Below are 19745 nucleotides of genomic sequence, written 5' to 3' on the forward strand. Positions count from 1 at the left end.
AATAGAAGAAACTCCTAGACTGAGGAGCCAAGCCCTACACCAGCAGGTAAGCTGCGCACACACGCACATCGCGGGGAATCCCTTTGCAGAAAAGCCCCCTTTCTCTCACAAATTCTTGCTGATGAAGAGGAGCGATCGCATAGTAAAAACAAATGCAGACCAGTTTTCCCCATTTTCCCTCTCCCTTGTGGAAAACAAGAGGACCTTTTCTCAAGAGGAAGATCAAGAGAAGGCTGAAAGAATAAGTCAGGCACGGTAAAGCACTATTATATAATGAAAAATAAAAAGCGTTCTATGAAAAAGCGCACAATCAAAAAGAAGGCCCCGTTTCGGGGCCTTCTTTTTTAAGTAAATTGTAAACGGACGATTATTTCTGGTCCTTCTCAAAATCTTTATACAGCAGACTGGGCTGAATCCCTTTGTTGTTCTGGTATTTTCCGCTGCAGTATGGGTCGTATTCCCCGGTGATCGTGTGATAGTAAATCTGGCAGACCTCTACGTCCGGGTAGATGACCAAAGGTTGTACGACGAAAATCTCCAGCGTCCAGAAGCCCGCAAAGCCCACGTCGCCGAATCCTGCCGTGGCATGAATGCACATTCCCAGCCGCCCAATGGAAGAGCGCCCCTCCAGCATGGGGACAAATCCTTCGGTCTTTGTAAATTCCTTCGTGCGGCCCAGATACAAACGGCCCGGCGCCAGCGTCAGGCCCTCCGGCGGAATCTGGATCAGCGTTGCGGCATTGGGGGTTTTCATGTCCAGCACCGGAGTGTCGTAAACCAAAAGCTCGTTGTGCAGGGACAGATTATAGCTGTTCGGGTTCATCTTCGCTTCATCGAACGGATCGATCACGATTTCTTTGTCCAGATGCTTTAGAATCTCTTTTCCCGATAATATCATGGCGAAAGCGCTCTCCTTTGTGCGGTCGGTATTTGCTGTTATTGTACCACATCACGGATTTTGTGTAAAGAAAAGCTCGGGTGTTTTCTAGGCCGCAAGGCGTGTCCCGGCAGGGTGCAGCTTGCGTTTTTCCAAAAAATAAGGTATCATACACGCAGAAGAACATCATTGAAAAATGGACTTTAGAGATAGAAAGGACAGAACACAGTATGCGTCCTATGAGAAAAAAAGAGAGACAGATTACGGAAGACGAGGCGTATCAGATTCTGGAGAACGCCGAATATGCGACGCTCTGCACCATCAATGCAGACGACGGAGCGCCATACGGAGTGCCGATTTCTTACGTGGTGAAAAACCGCGTGCTTTATATTCACATGGCAAAGGAAGGCCAGAAGCTGGATAACCTGAAAAAGGATTCCCGCGTGTGCGTGACGTGCGTCGGCCAGACTCTGCTGTATCCCGAGCAGTACAGCACTGATTTTGAAAGCGCGATCGTGACCGGCCGGGCGGAGTTTGTCACCGACCGCGAAGAAAAGATCGAAGCACTGCGGATGCTGTGTGAGAAATACGGTCTGCCGGACGGCGGAATGTTTTTAGAAAAGAAGATTGAGGGCGGTGTGGACCGCATGGAAATCATGAAGATTCCGGTAGAGGCGATCAGCGGCAAGGCCCGTTGGAGAAAGCCGAAACCCCCGATGCCGGAAAGGCCTGAATGGCCTGCAATACATTAGGAAAGGAGGGACGAAATGGCAGATGCGGTTGTCAATAAATCCTTTCTATTTTACGGTAAGGTACCGATTACCCCAGAGATACTGCGCTTTCTGCACCCGTCGGAGCAGCTCCAGTTCTGCGTCAAAACCTTTCGGGATGTGGCGGCGTTTACCGATAAACGGATTTTGATCGTTGACCGTCAGGGAATCACCGGTAAAAAGGTCGAGTATTTTTCCGTGCCGTACCGCAGTATCGTGACATATGCGATCGAAACGGCCGGCACACTAGATCTGGATGCGGAAATCAAACTGGTGCTTTCCGGCGGGATTGTTCTGGAATTGAACTTTTTCAAGGACAAAGAGAACCAGATGGAGGAGCTTCTGTTTCAGGTGTACGATCTGATCACACAATACGTTTTGCAATAAACATTTGATAAATATGCAGCACTGCTGCCTGAGCCTTGGGATTCTGCCTTTCTTTTTCGGAAAGCAGAGTCCTAATTTTCTAATAAAAATACTTTGTTTTTTTGAAATTTATGTCCGTGTTTGTTTTTAGTTCAAAAAAAATTCATATTTTTTTAATTTCTTTTAGGAATTATTTGTACTTATTCCAAGGACAGAAGGAGGAATTTGAAGGCTGTCAATTTGGTACCTTTGTATAGAAGTTTTTCAGTGCACTGTAGATAGAAACGTGCAAGATTTTTCGATACTTCAGATTAACTCAAAATACTACAAAACGACAGGAATCAATATATAGGGGCTTACATACACATGAACAGAATTTGGGAAGGAATTAATCTTTATTAGAATAAGTCGGCCATCTGTGCGGCGTCTGGGACGGATAAAAAGAGATAAGGACAGTTTTCTTGCATTTTCGGCATTTTTTCTCCTCTCAGTTTGACCGACAAAAGGATCGGCGTCAGGGAGCTTGGCTCATGCCGTGAGGAGGGCGGCATGGCTCCAGAAAGGATAATCCCTCCCTAAAGGGTACAAGGGATAGTGGAAAGAAAGAAAAAAGAGCTTCAAAGGGGTGAAAAATAAGAAAGGTTTTTATTTTAAAAAAGAACTTTACACATGTCCTCTACAGGAGGACAAATAGGGCGGAAATCCACCGCTGGTCGCCGTTTTCAGCCTATTGCCTTTGCAGAACAAATGCACTATAATAGGGTCGTGAATTTATTTGACAGCCCGGACAGGCAACTGCCCGGCGGGAAAAAGGAGGCTGTTATGTCAATCTTAGAGGGTTCCATTGGGGTAATGGATTCCGGCATTGGCGGGCTTACGGTTGCGAAAGAAATTCAGCGTATCCTGCCGCATGAGGACATCCTGTATTTTGGCGATAGTGCCAATTGCCCTTACGGGAACAGATCGGCGCAGGAGATCGCAGAGCTGAGCCGCAAAATGCTCCGTTTTTTGGGCGACCGTGGGGTAAAGGTCGTCGCGATTGCCTGCAACACCATTTCAACTCTTGTCGACATACTTACACCGGACTTTGATTTTAAGATCATTGGCATTGTGGCTCCTTCTGCTGCATATGTTGTGCGTTCAGGAATCAAAAGGGTGGGTCTGATCGCTACGGAATTCACCGTTTCGACCGGCAACTACGATAAGCTGATCCATCAGCTTGATCCGGAGGTTCAGGTGACCGGCAAGGGCAGTCCGCTGCTGGCGGGGCTGGTTGACAGAGGTGACTTCAACCAGGACGACATCAACACCGAGATCCGTACCCAGATCGACAACATCCTGTCCAGAGATCCTCAGATTCAGCACGTCATTTTGGGGTGTACGCATTATCCTATTATAGGAAAGAACTTCGAAGAGTGCTACCCTGAGCTTTCCTTCATTAATCCGGCCCTTGAACAGGCCAATGTCGTTCGCGACTACTTGACGGAAAAGGATTCCCTGGCCCAGGAGGGAGAAGGCAGCTTTACGATTTGCACTTCGGGTGACCCGGAGGTTTACGTCCAGGTTGCGAAGCGGATTGGGATGAAAGAGCCTACTTCCACAGCTCATATCGCTCTGTAAAAAGAATTTGTATTCCGTTCTGTTTTATAGAGAGAGCAGAATCAGAAAGCTTTTTGTACATAAGATGAGCTTTCGCGGCAGGTAAGAATGTGCGCGGCCTTCATTCCGTATTCCATCGCTGAAACGGCACTGCCGTATCTTTACAGCGACAGCGGGAATAGGGTCGGTACAGAGCGGGTGGTGCTCGTAAAAAACCACCGGATTGACAACGAATGGAGTGGCTCCAACAAGACTTTTTTGGCAGAATAACGGGAAACAAGCCCGTGATTTGTTCATGTTGGATGGTATTTGCTCCGGCGCCAAATATTTTTTATTAAATTTTTGACGTTATTGTATTTTTCTGTAGCATTTTGACATCGCGATGTCATACTTACAGACAACCAAATTTCTATTGTTGTAGGAGGAGATAGTTTATGGGCGTTTTAAAAGGAGTCATTGATATCGGCACGAACGATGCCGGTATGACTACAATTGGCCTAAACATGTACCTGGCGGCAGGTCTTGCGGCACTCTTGTTTTGGCTTGGTAACTGGACAGTTGACAAGGTTCGTTTCCTGAGAGAAAAATGTATCCCCGCGCCTCTGGTAGGCGGTTTGTATTTCGCCATCGTGAATACGGCTCTCACCGCAAGCGGTGTGTTGACCATTTCGTTTAACGACACGCTGCAGTCCTTCTTTATGTTGGTATTCTTCTGCACCGTCGGTTTCACGGTCAGCATTCCGATTCTGAAGAGCGGCGGTAAAAACATCATTATCATGCTGTTGCTGGCAACCGTGATGACATTCCTGCAGAACTTCCTGGGCGGCGGACTGATGGCTGCGTTTGGTCAGGATCCCAGACTCGGCGTTGCGGCAGGTTCCACCGCGCTGATCGGCGGCCCCGGCACGGCGGCTGCGTTCGGTGCAACCATGGATGCTCCCTTTGATCAGGGCGGCTACAACATGGGCGGCACAGGTACCATCGTAGGCGTTACCGCGGCTGTTTTCGGCCTGGTAATGGGCTCCATCATGGGCGGCCCCACTGCTTACAGAAGAATCAAGCAGTTCAACCTGAAATCCACTGAAGCGGCTCTTGAGGGCGGCGAAGACGGCGAGACCTTTACCACCACCGGCGGTGCCTTTACTCATGCAGCAATGCTCCTCGCAGTTGCGATCGGTATCGGCCAGCTCGTTTCTGTCGGCTTGAAGGCGGCTACTGGCATTACACTCCCCGGATATATCGGCGCGATGTTGGTTGCAGCTTGCATGCGCAACATTAACGACGCAAGAGGCAAGAAGTTCCCGGGCGAAGAGATCGACACGGTCGGCGGACTTTCCCTGAACCTGTTCCTCGCAATGGCTATGATGAGCCTCAAGCTGTGGCAGCTGGTCGACCTGGCACTGCCTCTGATCGTTGCTCTGCTGGCTCAGATCGTCCTGATGTATCTGTTCTCCTACTATGTAGTGTTCAACGTAATGGGCAAGAACTACAATGCTGCGGTACAGACCGCCGGCTTCATCGGCTTCGCGATGGGCGCTACTTCCAACGCGATGGCGAACATGCAGGCGATCACCAAGCAGTATGGTCCCGCAAGAGAAGCTTATTTCGTAATCCCCATGGTTGGCGGTCTGTTCATCGACTTCGTCAACGCGGCGGTTATCACCGGATTCCTCAACTGGTGGACTCCGTGATCTGATTCCTTAAACTTTAAGGGCTTGATCAATCTGAATTTCTAAAAAGTGTGTGTGGTTCTGCCGCCCGGATGAAATCGCCGGGCGGCAGAGCGTGGAAAAAACGATGATCGGCCGTTCTGAATGATGTGTGTGGTTTCAGGAAGAACGCCGTTTCGCGTTTTCTGAAAATAGCGACGTTTTTTGGACAAAATAGGTATTGGCAAAAAGCTTTTGCGGGAGAAGTGCGTGCGCTGAACCCAGAGCTTGCGAATCCTTTTTGTATATTTACGTAAATTTTCCCTATTTTTAGAGAAAAATTTTTTTATGGAGGTCTTTGTTATGAACGCGTATGTTGAAAGAGTGTTGGAAGAAACCAAGAAAAAGAACGCCAATGAACCTGAATTCCTTCAGACTGTTGAAGAGGTTCTCTCTTCCCTGGCTCCCGTGGTGGATGCCCACCCCGAGTATGAGAAGGCCGGCCTGCTGGAGAGAATGGTTGAGCCCGAGCGCACCATTGAGTTCCGTGTAGCATGGGTTGACGATGCCGGTAAGGTAAACGTAAACCGCGGCTACCGTGTACAGTACAACGGAGCAATCGGACCCTACAAGGGCGGCCTGCGTTTTGCTCCTTCCGTAACCCTGTCTGTCATCAAGTTCTTGGGCTTTGAGCAGACCTTTAAGAACAGCCTGACCACTCTGCCCATGGGCGGCGCTAAGGGCGGTTCCGACTTCGATCCCCGCGGTAAGAGCGACGCTGAGATCATGCGCTTCTGCCAGTCCTTTATGACTGAGCTGTATCGCCACATTGGTCCCGACATCGACGTTCCCGCCGGCGACTTGGGCGTAGGCGGAAGAGAAGTTGCCTACATGTATGGCCAGTATCGCCGTATCCGTGGCGCTTTCGAGAACGGTGTTATCACCGGTAAGGGCCGTTCCTTCGGCGGCAGCTTGATTCGCCCTGAGGCTACCGGCTATGGCGCTATCTACTATGTAAACGAAGTTCTGAAGCATGAAAATGATTCCATTAAAGACAAGACCTTCGCAGTTTCCGGTTTCGGCAACGTGGCTTGGGGCGCTGTGAAGAAGATTGCGGAATTGGGCGGCAAGGCTGTTACTATTTCCGGTCCTGACGGCTATGTATACGATCCCGATGGCATTGTAACCGACGAGAAGATCAACTTCATGCTCGATATGCGTTCCAGCGGCCGTGACAAGGTTCAGGATTATGCCGACAAGTTTGGCGTAGAATTCTTCCCGGGCGAGAAGCCGTGGGGCCGTAAGGTTGATATCGTTCTTCCCTGCGCTACGCAGAATGACATCAACATGGACGAAGCAAAGAAGATCGTTGCCAATGGCATCAAATACTATATCGAAGTTGCCAACATGCCCACCACCAACGATGCTCTGGTATATCTGATGGGCCAGAAGAACATGATCGTTGCTCCTTCCAAGGCTGTTAACGCCGGCGGCGTTGCGGTTTCCGGTCTGGAGATGTCCCAGAACAGCGAGAGACTGTCTTGGACTGAGGAAGAGGTTGACCAGAAGCTGCATCAGATCATGAAGAACATTCATGATGCGTCTGTTGCTGCTGCAGAAGAGTTTGGCCTTGGCTACAACCTGGTAGCTGGCGCGAACATCGCTGGCTTCAAAAAGGTTGCCGACGCTATGCTGGCTCAGGGCATTTTCTAAACAAAATCAAGGTTTTTCCAAGTTGTTTTTAGATAGGCGGGCGTTGTATACGCCCGCCTATTTCTTCTGTTTGCAATGATAAGGATACAAGGAGAGCATAGGCCATGAAGTATAAGGTACTGTTTCTAAAGGAACTGGATGTTTCCGGCAAGCAAATTTTGTGGGATGACGGCGCGGAGATCATCGTAGCCGGCGGACACTCTGAGGATGTTTTCATCAAAGAGATCCGGGAGCATCAGGTAGATGCGATTATGTGCCGTACCGAAATTGTTACCCCCGCGATGATGGACGCTTCCCCGAACTTAAAGGTCATTGCGAAGCATGGCGTGGGTCTGGACAATATTAATGTGGAATATGCCACAAAGAAGGGCATTCAGGTGGTTTATGCGCCTCTGGGGAATTACAACTCTGTCGCAGAGCATGTGATAATGCTGATGCTGATGGCTGCCCGCCGCTACAAACACGTTGACCGTGAATTCCGCAGCGGCAACTTTGATGTTCGCTATACCCTGCAGGATACCTTTGAGCTGGAAGGCCTGACACTCGGCATTCTGGGCTGCGGCCGCATTGGTCAGATCATCGCCAACAAGGCTGCTCTGGGCTTTGGCATGAACGTCATCGGCTACGACCCCTATGCCAGGCAGGAGAGCATGAAGGCGCCCGTCAAGCTGCTGGAGAACAGAGACGACGTGCTGGCCAGGGCTGACTTTATCAGCCTGAATCTGCCCTCTCTCCCCTCTACCCGTGGCAGCATCAATTATGCCGCTTTCCAGAAAATGAAGCCGAAGGCTTTCTTCATTAACTGCAGCCGCGGCGACGTTGTCGTGGAAGCCGATCTGATTAAGGCTCTGCAGGAAGGCTTAATCCTAGGCGCCGGTCTGGACGTGTTCGATAAAGAACCGATCGAATACACCAATCCGATGCTTGAGATGGACAACGTGATCATGACTCCGCACACTGCCGCAACCACCCGTCAGGCGGTTGTGCGCTGCTGTACCACCGCTGCACGCGGCATTATGGAGGTTATGAACGGAAAACCCATCACTTTCCCGGGCAACAAAATTGACTGACTTTACTCCCTCCCGTATTCGCTTTGAATACGGGAGATGTCTTTCCAAGACCCTTTTAGGCATCCTGAAAGCCCATTTCGCCTGTCTGTCGGATGAAATTTTCCCACGATGAAACAGGGCGGGATTTTAATATTCTTTTGAATAAAATCCCGCAAAAAAATACATAAAAATGCAAGTGGTAATTTGGAAGATATCATAAATGAAATCCCGTTTTTTGTTAAAAATCACTTTATGAAATACGGAAAAATACATAAAAAGTCACGCTTTTTCAGCATCTCTTTCAACATAGTTGATTTTACAAAAAGCTATGGTATAATTGAAATAAAGAATGAGAAAGGCTTTTTGAGGGATATTATCTTTTTTGGAGAAACGCTTTCCCCTGTGCTCAAAACGGATCTGCACAGGTGTGCGGTACCGGCTGGGCTGGGCGGAATATAGGCAAAGAGAGGGAGACATATTATTGCGGTAAGGGGAGAGGAAATGAATGATTTAAAACACTGGAAGCACGCATTGCTGATTGCGGTTATCGTGACTTTTTCCTCTCAGTTGTATTTTAATTTCTTTACGGATAACTTTCGTATTTCAGCGGCTGTCATCTTGTTTCCTGTTTTACTCATGACGATTGCCAAGGATCAGAATTCCGCGGCGATTGGCTGTGTGACCGGCGCGATGGTGTTTGTGGTGCGTCTGTTCCTGATCAGCTCGGGGATTGCGCAGCTGCAGGACAATGTGACGGTTGCACTGATCGGCGGTCTGTTTTATGTGGCCTATGGATTGCTGTTTTCGGTTTTCATTAAAAACAAGCACACGATTCCGTTTCAGCGGATGATCGTTGGGATGGTGCTCAGCGATTTCTGCGCCAATATTTTTGAAGTCGGGCTGCGTACAAGCATGCGGTACAACAGCCTTGATACACAGGTGTACTTTTATCTATTTGGAATCGCGGTAGTTCGTACGATTATCGCGGGTTCTATTCTGCTTGGTGAGCAGAATTATCGTGCTCTTATGAAGAAAATGGAACACGAAAACCGCTATCAGCGCTTGTACCTGATGACGACGCGGCTGAAAAATGAAGTGTACTTCATGGAGAAGAATACCGATGAAATCGAGTCGGCGATGAGCAATGCCTATCGCCTGTATGAGAAGCTGTCGGGAATGGATTTACAGTCGGAGCTGAAGAAAACGGCGCTTTCGATCGCCCGCGATGTCCACGAAATCAAAAAGGATTATATCCGCATCATGCAGGGAATACAAAAAGAGATTGACGAGCAGTACAGCGAAGAAGAGATGGGGATTCGCGATCTGCTGCAAATACTAAAGGAATCCACCTACCGCCTGCTGGAGGCCCGCAGACTCGATATTCAGCTGGATTTTCAGGTGAAGGATGAGTTTGTCACCTGCGATCACTACGCGCTGATGCTGGTCTTGATGAACCTGGTGAATAACGGCATCGAAGCGATTGAGAAAAAAGGACAAAAAGGCTGGATTCTTGTTTCTGTAGAGAAGCAGGGCGATCAGTTTTGGTTTACAGTAACCGATAATGGGCCCGGAATTCCGAAGAAAGATATGGACCGCATCTTTCAAATGGGATTTTCCACAAAGTTTGATGAAGAAACGGGGAATATCTATCGAGGGGTAGGTCTGTCCGGGGTACAGATGACGGTAGAGGAAAAATTCCACGGTTCCATAGAAGTGAAATCAGAGCTTGGGGTTGGAACGGAATTCCGTGTAATGATCCCCGCGGAAATGCTGGAGGAAGAAATTGTATGAATTTTTATATTGTAGAAGACGATTTGTCGGTGATCAATAATCTGGAAGATATTATTGAAAGCCATAATCTGGGCAGCGTGTGCGGCGATTCGGAGGGCAAGGCCCCCAACCCGGCAGAGATTATGGCGCTGAATCCCGATGTGGTGCTGGTGGATTTCCTGATGCCCAATGTGGATGGGATCCAGGTGGTATCGGCTCTGCGCGAAATGGGCAGCACTGCCAAGTGCATCATGATCTCGCAGGTTTCGAACAAAGAATTGATCATGAAGGCCTACAACGCAGGGGTAGACTTTTTTATCAGCAAGCCGATCAATGTGATTGAGATCAAGCGGGTGATTGAGAACATTACCCGGCAGATTCAGATGGAACAGACGCTGTCAAATATCCGCAAGATGTTTCAGGTGGATATGGGCGCCGCCCCAGCTGCAGAAAAGGATGACAAGGACACCCCAGTGCGCAGGCTGCAGTATATTCTCAATCAGCTTGGCATGTCCGGTGAAAAGGGCTCTAAAGACATCATCACCGTTTGCCAGTATCTGTATGATCATGAAAAAACCAGTATGGCCGAAGAGAACATCGGCAAGCTGTGCGAGATACTGAGCGATAATCCGAAAAGCATGGAGCAGCGAATTCGCCGTGCGATTGCAAAGGGTATGTCGAATCTGGCCAATCTGGGCATTGAGGATTTTATGAACGATACCTTTACACGGTATTCCAGCACCCTGTTCTCGTTTGAGGGCATCAAGACAGAGATGGATTTTATCCGCGGCAAGCGTTCCTCCGGCGGAAAGATCAACATTAAAAAGTTTATTAACGGTCTGCTGGTATTTATGGATCAATAACGAAGAAAAGCGCTGTCCTGATCGGGCGGCGCTTCTGCTATATTATTTGTCTTTGCTTCTGTGAGAAGTGTTTTTATTGAAGCGGAAGCCTTTCGTTCGCGCGCGAAGAGATTCTTTCTGCGGGATTTCCCGCGACGCGCGTGCCGGCGCAGTTTGCCTGCGGGTGTTCCGCCGCAGGGGTTCTGCTCTCATGCCGGGGCGGACACTTTCCTTTCGCTACGAGGCGGCGTTAAGCAAAGGCTCGCCAAAGGACCCCTTTGGAATCCGCTTGGGGAACGATTCCCGACGGTGCAAACAAAAGTTGGCCGTAAGGCGTCGCTCCAATGAAAATACCCACTCTCCAGGATCTATCAAGAAATAAGCTTAGCAGTCTCGTCTGTCGGCGGGCATTTTCAGAGCGCTCTCGTTGGCTCGCAGTTTTTTGTACGGCTCCGCCGTGTTTTTTCGCTGGCGCTAGCTTGCCCTTCGTATCAGAGCAGACACTTGATTTCGCGGAAAGGCGGCATCAGGCAAAGACCCTCTAAGGGGAATTTCGGGCCTTTCCCTCCTTGGCCTCCACTTCAAACGACCAAAGGCGGTGTCTTGACGAATCGTTGCTTCTTTTTGCAAGAAAGAGGCCCACCTTGACCTTAGGAGAAAGGCTGCGCCAGCGGAAGTCACACGGAGAGTCCATAAAGACAAATACAATGATTTTATGATAGAAGGCTGTTTTCGCGTGAAAACAGTCAGCGCACACGCGACGAATGGAGCGCGAAGCGGAAGCTTTTCTCCGCGCTGCCTCGCGACCTATAGGCAGGCTCAGCCTGTCGCGCTGCCTCGCGACCAGTGTGCGGGCTCAGCCTGCCGGCTTTTCCCTTTTCATTATAATATAGAATATCAGAGGGAGTTCGCCACACAATTAGAAAACCCAGGCACTTCCAACGGAGAATGGAAATGCCTGGGTTTTCTTCAGTTAGCATGGTGAAATCAAATTAATAGGTATAGAAACCTTTGCCGGTTTTTCTTCCCAGCACGCCGCCGCGAACCATTTTACGCAGCAAGGGATGCGGGCGGTATTTGGTGTCGCCAGTCTCGGACTGGAGAACCTCCATGATCGCAAGGCAAATGTCCAGGCCGATCAAATCGCCCAGAGCCAGCGGGCCCATGGGGTGGTTTGCGCCCAGCTGCATTGCGGTGTCAATATCTTCGGCAGAGGCGGTGCCGTCTGCGTAAATACCAATTGCTTCGTTGATCATCGGAACCAGGATGCGGTTTACAATAAAGCCTGCGGCATCCTTCGCGATAACCGGGGTCTTGCCAATTTCCTTGGCAATTTCAGAAATGCGGTCAACCAGATCCTGCGGAGTGTTCAGGCCGACTACGATTTCAATCAGCTTCATGACAGGGGCCGGGTTGAAGAAGTGCATGCCGATCACGGGGCGGTCCAGCTTGGAGGACAGCTCTGTTACGGACAGAGAGGATGTATTGGTGGAGAAGATGGTCTCCTTTTTGCAGATGCTCTGCAGGGCCAGGAACAGCTCGCGTTTGGCCTGCATATTTTCAATCGCAGCTTCCACAACCAGGTCGCAGTCTGCAACCTTTTCTTTCAGGCCGGTGGTGATTTTCGAGAGGATTGCATCCTTCTTCGCTTCTTCCATCTTTCCTTTGGAAACAAGCTTTTCCAAATTCGCCTGAATTTTCTTTTTGCCATTTTCAGCAAAGCTTTCCTGAATGTCGCACAGAACGACCTCGTAGCCCTCTGTGACGGCGAAAGCCTGAGCAATACCGGAGCCCATGGTTCCGGCGCCGATTACGCCAACTTTCATGTGAATGACCTCCTGTTTCTATCATTTCTCCTCCCGCGGGCAGCCGTTGTACTGGCGTGTCTCCCTCGGGCAGATAACAGGTGCTTCGGAGCCGGGCGAAACCCGCCCGGGCGGCGGAGAACCATTCGAACCAAATGAAACGGGAGCGCCCGGGCGGATTGCTCCGCGCGGGACGCTTGACCGAACAGTGATTTATTAAGAACCTCACGCCGTGAACGGCAGCAAGCTGCCGACGGCTGAAAGAACCTTCAAACTGGAAGCGGAGATATGCTTGCCGCTTGAGAATGAAATGTTTGGTTCCTTACAGATTCTTAAATTATAAGGCTTCCACGATGGTGGAAACGCCCATGCCGCCGCCTACGCACAGAGTGGCAAGGCCCTTACCGCCGCCGCGGCGCTGCAGCTCATACAGCAGGGTGCAGAGGATACGGCAGCCGGAAGCGCCAACGGGATGGCCGATCGCGATCGCGCCGCCGTTCGGGTTGACCTTCTCTTTGTTCCACTTCAGCTCCATGCCTACGGCCAGAGCCTGTGCGGCAAATGCTTCGTTGGCTTCGATGACTTCCATCTCGTCGATGCCCATGTTGAGCTTTGTGAGCAGCTTCTGGGTGGAGAAGGCAGGTCCAATGCCCATGATTGCCGGGTCTACACCGGCCCAGGAGCCGCCAACCCATCTGGCGATGGGTTTTACGCCCAGTTCTTTCGCCTTTTCGGCGCTCATAACGATCACAGCGGCAGCGCCGTCATTAATGCCGGAAGCATTCGCGGCGGTAACAGTGCCGTCCTTCAGGAATGCGGGCTTCAGGCCGCTGATGCCCTCAACCGTTACACCTGCGCGAGCCTGCTCGTCGGTAGAGAATACCGTTACAGCGCCCTTTTTGCCGGGAATCTCCAGCGGAGCGATTTCGGCGTCGAACTTGCCGGCCTTCTGTGCGGCTTCACATTTATTCTGGCTCCATGCAGCAAATTCATCCTGCATTTCGCGGGTAATGCCATATTTCCTTGCCACGTTTTCCGCGGTTACACCCATGTGGTAGTCGTTGAACGCATCCCACAGGGCATCGTTTACCATGGTATCAACGATCTTGTTGTTGTTCATGCGGTAGCCGAAGCGAGCCTGCTGCAGCGCATAGGGAGCAGCGGACATGTTTTCCATACCACCGGCGATGACGACGTCCGCTTCACCGGCACGGATGCGGGAAGCAGCAACGTTCACGCTCTGCAGACCAGAGCCGCAAACCTGGTTCAGGGTCAGCGCGGGAACCTCCTGCGGCAGACCTGCAAAAATAGCAGCCTGGCGAACCACGTTCTGGCCCAGGCCAGCCTGGATAACGCAGCCCATGAGGACTTCATCTACGTCAGAACCTTTAATGCCGGCTCTTTTCAAAGCCTGCTCAATTACAAATGCGCCAAGGCGAGGCGCCGGTACGCCGACAAGGCTTCCTCCGAATTTACCAACTGCCGTTCTAACGGCACCTGCCAATACGATTTCTGTTGCCATAATGGTGCTAACCTCCTAAATTTTTTGGTGGGGTCACTCCGCCGCAAAACCAAGAATGCACTGCGGATTTTGAAATCAAAGACACCTGCCAAACATTTCACAATAAGGAATTCATTCTGAATCATGGAATCAATTCATACCTATTATCTCACTATCCAGACCAAAACACAAGGGCCGTCTGACTGGTTTTTTTAACAAAATGAATTTTGCTTTTTTAGTATTTTTGTCGTTTTCTAGACGCAGGGGGAATATTTTGCTTGAGCTTGGTAAAAGAACAATTGCATATTGTGAAATTATCTTGTATGATGATAACCGTATTTTGAGCAAAATGATTTGGAAATCGTGAAAAACCAACCAGAAACGATTCATTATCATAAAAGAGGAGGTATTGAAATGGTACAAAGCTTGATACGTGCAATGGAGGTTCTCGAGCACCTGCGAAAAGCAGATAAATCCTGTTCGCTTGCAGAGCTGTCGCAGATGTCCGGCCTGCCGTCTAGCACGGTCCACCGGATTTTGCAGACCTTTTGCAGCGCGAACTATGTGTCTCGCGACCCCAAAACACATCTTTATCGGCTGGGTACTGCCCTGATTCCGCTGGGAATGGCGGCGACAAGACGGCTGCGGCTGAGTGATTCCGCGAAGCCTGTGCTGAAGGACCTGATGAAAATCACTAAGGAAGATGTTTTCCTGATTATTATATCCGGCTATAGGGGCATGGTACTCGAAAAAGTAGAGGGCCCGAATCCCCTGAAGGTGATCGAGCGCTTCGGCAACGAGGTGGACCTGCACTACGGCGGCAGCCGGCGTGCTCTGCTGGCCTTTCAGTCGGATAGCTTCATTCGCGGCTATATTCAGGAGCATCTGCGCGATGAGCCGGGATTTACTCCGGAAGAAGAAAAGAAGCTTTTGAGCAGTCTGCTGCGCATACGCGAGGAAGGGGTTGCAATTTCCCGTGGGGAATATATTCCAGATGCAGTGGGGATCGGTGCGCCGGTGTTCGATATGAACGGCAAAGCGGTCGCTTCCATCGGTCTGATCGCCCCGCAATCCCGCACCTCCAGAGCGCAGGAAGAGGAGTTCAAAGTACTCGTAAAGCAGCATGCAGCCCAGTTATCTACTTTATTAGGGTTTGTCCAAAAATGACAATAATCCACTGCCATTTTTATTTAAAATAAAAAATCAATGTCTTGTTTTTTTATTGACACACAATTCAATTGATGCTATCATTTATTGAGAAAATTCCAAAAAATGAAATGAATTTCATAATACGGGAAACCAAGAGGGGGGATTTAGAGCATGCCAGTTGAGCAATTATTGCCGCTGTTGTTCTCAGGACTGACCGTGATACTGACGATTGCTATTCTTTCAACGCTGACCAAGATCAAGGCTGCGGTGGAAGAGTTGGCAGCAAGGCCTGTTGTGGCACCGGCACCGCAGCCTGTGGACGATGGAACAGATGAGATTTATGCGGTTATTATGGCCACAATCAGCGAGGATTTGCAGATTCCGCTGGATCAGCTGCAGTTTAACAGCATCAGAGAGTGTTAACACAAGAGAGCATCCGTTGTTTCAAAAGAATTATGTTGTGATAGGAGAGACCGATTATGAAATACTTGGCAAGAGTCAATGGCAAAGCATATGAGGTGGATGTGGAGCGCGCTCCCTCCGCTTACAAACCGATTCCCAGAGGAATCTACACTGGTGAGCTTCAGGCGGCTCCGGCCCCGGTAGCGGCTCCCGTAGCAGCTCCGGCCCCCGTAGCGGCGGCTCCGGCTCCCGCTCCCGCAGCAGCTCCTGCCCCTGCAGCAGCTCCCGCTCCCAAGAAGGCTCCCGCAGCAGCGGCGGCTGGGGACACCTCCGTTAACTGCCCCATGCCCGGAACCATCCTGCAGGTAAAGGTTTCCGAAGGTCAGGCAGTCAAAGCTGGCGATACCCTGTTCGTCCTCGAGGCGATGAAGATGGAAAACGAGATCGTTGCTCCCTGCGACGGTACTGTGAAGAGCATTTCCGTCAACAAGGGCGATGCGGTACAGTCCAACGATCAGCTGGCTATTGTTGGCTGATTCTCCCCCCTCAGTTTTATATTTGCTGCCGGAGTGATCCGGCTTGCGCTGAAGTAACGGCTCGCAGGTTCTTATCGTGGAATGCATTCTAAGATGTGGATGATTCACGGAAGAATCCAGTGCGGGCTTTTCAGCGGGTTTTATGAGGTTGCAAACAGAGGCGGATTTGTGCGTTTCCTGAAAATACAGCTTGGCAAACCGGAGTTTCTGTGTTAGAATATACAGTAAGCGTAGGTGGCTTGTCCAAAAATTAACAAATCAGCTATTTCGCTGTATTTTTTCGATTTTTTCTGTTTTTTTCGGTAACTGCAAATAAATTCTGCCTTTTACAGTCCAAATTATTCTTATTTGAAAAAGGAGGCACCTGTCAATGGCTGAGCACGGTTACTCAATGCCCTCGTACTTTAAAAATATGCCGATTATTGGTTCGGCAAACCCCCAGGTGAACGCGGAAAACGAAGAAGAATTCCGCAAAGTAGAAAAGGAAATCGCAGATAAGATTGCCGAAATGCGCGAAAGCGGCCGTTCCGACGAATCCCTGCATCAGTCCGGCCAGATGACCGCTACCGACCGTATTGAGGCTCTGGTAGATCCCGGTTCGTTCCTGCCCCTGAACAGCCTGTATGATCCGGAGAGCAACTCTACCGGCAGTACCGGCATCATCAAGGGCCTGGGCAAAATCCGCGGCAAATGGGCGATGATCATCGCTTCCGATAACAAAAAGCTGGCCGGCGCTTGGGTCGCAGGCCAGGCGGACAATCTGCTCCGTGGTTCCGATACCGCGAAATGCCTGAATGTCCCGCTCGTCTACATCCTGAACTGCTCCGGCGTTAAGCTCGACGAGCAGGAGAAGGTATACGCAAACCGCCGCGGCGGCGGCACTCCCTTCTTCCGCAACGCGGATCTGCAGCAGAACGGCATTCCGGTCATCGTAGGCATCTACGGCACCAATCCGGCCGGCGGCGGATACCACAGCATCAGCCCCACCATTCTGATCGCTCATGAGAAAGCCAACATGGCAGTCGGCGGCGCCGGCATCGTGGGCGGCATGAACCCGAAGGGCTATGTGGATGAAGAGGCGGCTCAGGCGCTGATCGAGGCAACCAAGAAGCAGGTGAACGACCCGCCCGGAAACGTTGCAATTCACTACGGTGAGACAGGCTTCTTCCGTGAGGCTTACACCGAGGAAATGGGCGTTCTCGAAGCGATTCAGAAGTATATGGATGATATCCCGGCGTACAATCCGGAGTTCTTCCGTGTGGATTACCCGCAGGAGCCCAACTTTGAGCCCAGCGAGCTGTACAGCATCCTGACGATGAACACCAAGCGCCCCTACAATGTAGAGAACATTCTTGGCCGCATCTTCGACGGCAGCCAGTTCGACGAGTACAAGAAGGGCTACGGCCCCGAGATCATCACCGGTATCGCCAAGGTAAACGGCCTGCTGGTTGGTGTCATCGCGAACTATCAGGGCATCCTGATGAACTACCCCGAGTATAAAGAGAACAGCGTCGGCGTCGGCGGAAAGCTGTATCGCCAGGGTCTGATCAAGATGAACGAGTTCGTTACCCTGTGTGGCAGAGACCGCCTGCCCATCGTCTGGTTCCAGGATACCACCGGTATCGACGTCGGCAACGACGCGGAAAAGGCAGAGTTGCTCGGCCTTGGCCAGTCTCTGATTTATTCCATCCAGTCTTCTAAGGTGCCGCAGATTGAAATCACTCTGAGAAAGAGCACCGCTGCTGCCCACTATGTCATGGGCGGCCCGCAGGGCAACGATACCAACGCCTTTACTCTGGGCACCGCTGCCAGCGAAGTGAACGTTATGCACGGCGAAACCGCCGCTGCCGCTATGTATTCCCGCCGCCTGGTGAAAGATGCCAAGGCCGGCAAGGATCTGAAGCCCACCATCGACAAGATGAACGAGATGATCGAGGAATACCGCGTGAAGTCCGGCCCGCTGTTCTGCGCTCAGCACGGCTTCCTGGATGAGATCATCGAGCTGACCAAGATCAGAGAGTACGTGATTGCGTTTGCTGAATCGGCTTACCAGAATCCGCGTTCGTTCTGCGCGTTCCATCAGATGCTTCTGCCCAGAGCGATCCGCGATTACAACAACGTATTTGCACAGGCAGTTGAAAAATAATTCGGTTTCCGCCTGAGGCAGGAAATCGTGAATCGGGATTCCGGCGCATCGCCCAGTCAATCAAACAGTGTGGTATCCACCCTTACAAGTTGATGAAGGGAGTGCGCCGGGATTTTCCTTGATTCCCGGCTGAACAGGCCGGGCCCCGGCGAGGAAGCGACGCTTCACGCCGTCGGAGAATATTTCCGGAGCACCGGGAGCTCGGGGCGGGCCGCATCAGGCGGCCGGTTATCCGGGCACAGCATTATCTTTTGGATGAGGAGCTAAAATATGGATTGGAAAGATCTGTACGCGCAGCGAAAAATGACCGCAGAGGAAGCGGTGGCCCGCGTTCGTTCCGGCGACAGAGTCGTAACACCCAACGCGGCGGGCGCGCCGGTTCATTTGATCAATGCACTGGTTGCGCGAAAAGACGATCTGAAGAACGTAGAAATTGCCCACATGGTACCTTTGGCAAAAGCACCATACGCTGCGCCGGAGATGGAAGGGCACTTTATCCACAACTCCATTTTTGTAGGAGGCTCGACCCGGGCCACTATTGAGGCGGGCATCGGCGACTATACGCCCTGCTTTTTCCACAAGGTGCCTGAGCTGTTCGATACCACTCTGCCGGTGGATGTGGCTTTGATCCACGTTTCCGCCCCCGACGAGCACGGCTATTGCAGCTACGGTGTAACGGTGGACTACGAAAAGCATGCCGCGGAAGTGGCAAAGCTGGTCATCGCGCAGGTGAATGAGAATATGCCCCGCACGCTGGGCGACTGCTTCATTCATGTGAGCGAGATAGACTGCATTGTGGAGTGCAACGATCCGATTCTCGAACTTGGCGCCCCCAAAATTACCGAGATTGAAAAGAAGATCGGCGGCCACTGCGCCGAGCTGATCAAGGATGGAGATACCCTGCAGCTGGGAATCGGTGCGATTCCGGACGCAGTGCTCCTGTTCCTCAAAGAGAAAAAGGATCTCGGTATCCATACGGAAATGTTCTCGGACGGCGTGGTCGAGCTGGTGGAAGCCGGCGTGATCAACAATTCCAAAAAGACGCTGCACAAAGGGAAGAGCGTTGCAACCTTCCTGATGGGCACACGGCGTCTGTACGATTATGTTCATAACAATCCGGCGGTGGAAATGTACCCCGTCAATTATGTCAATGACCCTGTTGTCATCGCGAAGAACGACAATCTGGTGTCGATCAACTCCTGCGTACAGATCGACCTGCTGGGCCAGGTGGTATCCGAAAGTATCGGGCCGGTGCAGATCAGCGGCGTGGGCGGGCAGATCGACTTCATCCGCGGCGCTTCCATGAGCCGCGGCGGGCGTTCGATTCTGGCGATGAATTCCACGGCGGCGGGCGGCAAGGTTTCCAAAATCGTGCCGTTTATCGATCTGTGGTCGGCGGTAACCACCTCCCGCAACGACGTTCAGTATGTTGTGACGGAGTACGGAATCGCGGAGCTGCGCGGACACACGATGCGTGACAGAGCGCGCAGCCTGATTGAGATTGCCCACCCGGATTTCCGTGATTCCTTGAAAGAGGAATTCGAAAAGCGTTTCCATACAAAATATTAAGA

General features: G+C 51.1%; 17 protein-coding genes. 14 read left to right on the plus strand and 3 right to left on the minus strand.

Annotation, left to right across the window (positions count from 1 at the left end; all coding sequences use genetic code 11):
* The coding region (locus TY09_RS18745; RefSeq protein WP_042432944.1) for a hypothetical protein at nucleotides 1-259 on the plus strand (259 nt) is incomplete at its 5' end.
* 108 nt (nucleotides 260-367) lie between these two features.
* Here the strand turns inward: TY09_RS18745 and dcd are convergent.
* Complete coding sequence (gene dcd / locus TY09_RS08095; RefSeq protein ID WP_042432947.1) at nucleotides 368-898, minus strand: dCTP deaminase; 531 nt, start codon at nucleotides 896-898, stop codon at nucleotides 368-370.
* A 218-nt stretch (nucleotides 899-1116) separates the two neighbouring features.
* Here dcd and TY09_RS08100 point away from each other — a divergent pair, with 218 nt between their 5' ends.
* The 8 genes from TY09_RS08100 (at nucleotide 1117) to TY09_RS08135 (ending at nucleotide 10656) form a co-directional block, all read left to right on the plus strand.
* On the plus strand, nucleotides 1117-1629 hold the full coding sequence (locus TY09_RS08100) for a pyridoxamine 5'-phosphate oxidase family protein (RefSeq protein WP_042432950.1): 513 nt from the start codon (nucleotides 1117-1119) through the stop codon (nucleotides 1627-1629).
* 15 nt (nucleotides 1630-1644) lie between these two features.
* Entirely contained in the window at nucleotides 1645-2034 is a 390-nt protein-coding gene (locus tag TY09_RS08105) for a PH domain-containing protein (RefSeq protein ID WP_009065308.1), read from the plus strand.
* Between the two features lie 801 nt (nucleotides 2035-2835).
* Entirely contained in the window at nucleotides 2836-3633 is a 798-nt protein-coding gene (gene murI, locus TY09_RS08110; RefSeq protein ID WP_009065264.1) for a glutamate racemase, read from the plus strand.
* 413 nt (nucleotides 3634-4046) lie between these two features.
* Nucleotides 4047-5303, plus strand: a complete 1257-nt coding sequence (locus TY09_RS08115) for a sodium/glutamate symporter (protein ID WP_009065370.1) — start codon at nucleotides 4047-4049, stop codon at nucleotides 5301-5303.
* Nucleotides 5304-5624: 321 nt separating this feature from the next.
* Nucleotides 5625-6974 carry an NADP-specific glutamate dehydrogenase gene (gdhA, locus tag TY09_RS08120; protein WP_009065277.1) on the plus strand — a complete coding sequence of 450 codons (1350 nt, stop codon included), beginning with the start codon at nucleotides 5625-5627 and terminating at the stop codon, nucleotides 6972-6974.
* 104 nt (nucleotides 6975-7078) lie between these two features.
* Nucleotides 7079-8044, plus strand: a complete 966-nt coding sequence (locus tag TY09_RS08125; protein ID WP_042432953.1) for a hydroxyacid dehydrogenase — start codon at nucleotides 7079-7081, stop codon at nucleotides 8042-8044.
* Nucleotides 8045-8524: 480 nt separating this feature from the next.
* Nucleotides 8525-9814 (plus strand): sensor histidine kinase, encoded by a 1290-nt coding sequence (locus tag TY09_RS08130; protein ID WP_042432956.1) that lies wholly within the window; start codon nucleotides 8525-8527, stop codon nucleotides 9812-9814.
* Nucleotides 9811-10656: a response regulator gene (locus TY09_RS08135; protein WP_009065281.1), complete on the plus strand. Its 846-nt coding sequence runs from the start codon at nucleotides 9811-9813 to the stop codon at nucleotides 10654-10656. Before TY09_RS08130 ends, TY09_RS08135 begins: the two co-directional genes overlap by 4 nt.
* 971 nt (nucleotides 10657-11627) lie before the next feature.
* Here the strand turns inward: TY09_RS08135 and TY09_RS08140 are convergent.
* Nucleotides 11628-12461, minus strand: a complete 834-nt coding sequence (locus TY09_RS08140) for a 3-hydroxyacyl-CoA dehydrogenase NAD-binding domain-containing protein (RefSeq protein WP_042432960.1) — start codon at nucleotides 12459-12461, stop codon at nucleotides 11628-11630.
* Nucleotides 12462-12777: 316 nt separating this feature from the next.
* Nucleotides 12778-13962, minus strand: a complete 1185-nt coding sequence (locus tag TY09_RS08145) for an acetyl-CoA C-acetyltransferase (RefSeq protein WP_042432963.1) — start codon at nucleotides 13960-13962, stop codon at nucleotides 12778-12780.
* A gap of 393 nt (nucleotides 13963-14355) precedes the next feature.
* Here TY09_RS08145 and TY09_RS08150 point away from each other — a divergent pair, with 393 nt between their 5' ends.
* The 5 genes from TY09_RS08150 (at nucleotide 14356) to TY09_RS08170 (ending at nucleotide 19743) form a co-directional block, all read left to right on the plus strand.
* Entirely contained in the window at nucleotides 14356-15108 is a 753-nt protein-coding gene (locus tag TY09_RS08150) for an IclR family transcriptional regulator (protein ID WP_009065352.1), read from the plus strand.
* Between the two features lie 153 nt (nucleotides 15109-15261).
* A complete protein-coding gene (locus TY09_RS08155; RefSeq protein ID WP_009065298.1) occupies nucleotides 15262-15513 on the plus strand; it encodes a hypothetical protein in 252 nt (83 codons plus the stop codon).
* Between the two features lie 56 nt (nucleotides 15514-15569).
* Nucleotides 15570-16028 (plus strand): acyl-CoA carboxylase biotin carboxyl carrier protein subunit, encoded by a 459-nt coding sequence (locus tag TY09_RS08160; protein ID WP_042432966.1) that lies wholly within the window; start codon nucleotides 15570-15572, stop codon nucleotides 16026-16028.
* 370 nt (nucleotides 16029-16398) lie between these two features.
* The gene (locus tag TY09_RS08165; protein WP_042432969.1) at nucleotides 16399-18174 is read left to right on the plus strand and encodes an acyl-CoA carboxylase subunit beta; all 1776 of its coding nucleotides are present in this window, start codon (nucleotides 16399-16401) and stop codon (nucleotides 18172-18174) included.
* A 270-nt stretch (nucleotides 18175-18444) separates the two neighbouring features.
* The gene (locus tag TY09_RS08170; RefSeq protein ID WP_042432971.1) at nucleotides 18445-19743 is read left to right on the plus strand and encodes an acetyl-CoA hydrolase/transferase family protein; all 1299 of its coding nucleotides are present in this window, start codon (nucleotides 18445-18447) and stop codon (nucleotides 19741-19743) included.
* The last annotated feature ends 2 nt before the right edge of the window (nucleotides 19744-19745 follow it).

The sequence above is a fragment of the Faecalispora jeddahensis genome (genome assembly GCF_000577335.1).
Taxonomy (GTDB): domain Bacteria; phylum Bacillota; class Clostridia; order Oscillospirales; family Acutalibacteraceae; genus Faecalispora; species Faecalispora jeddahensis.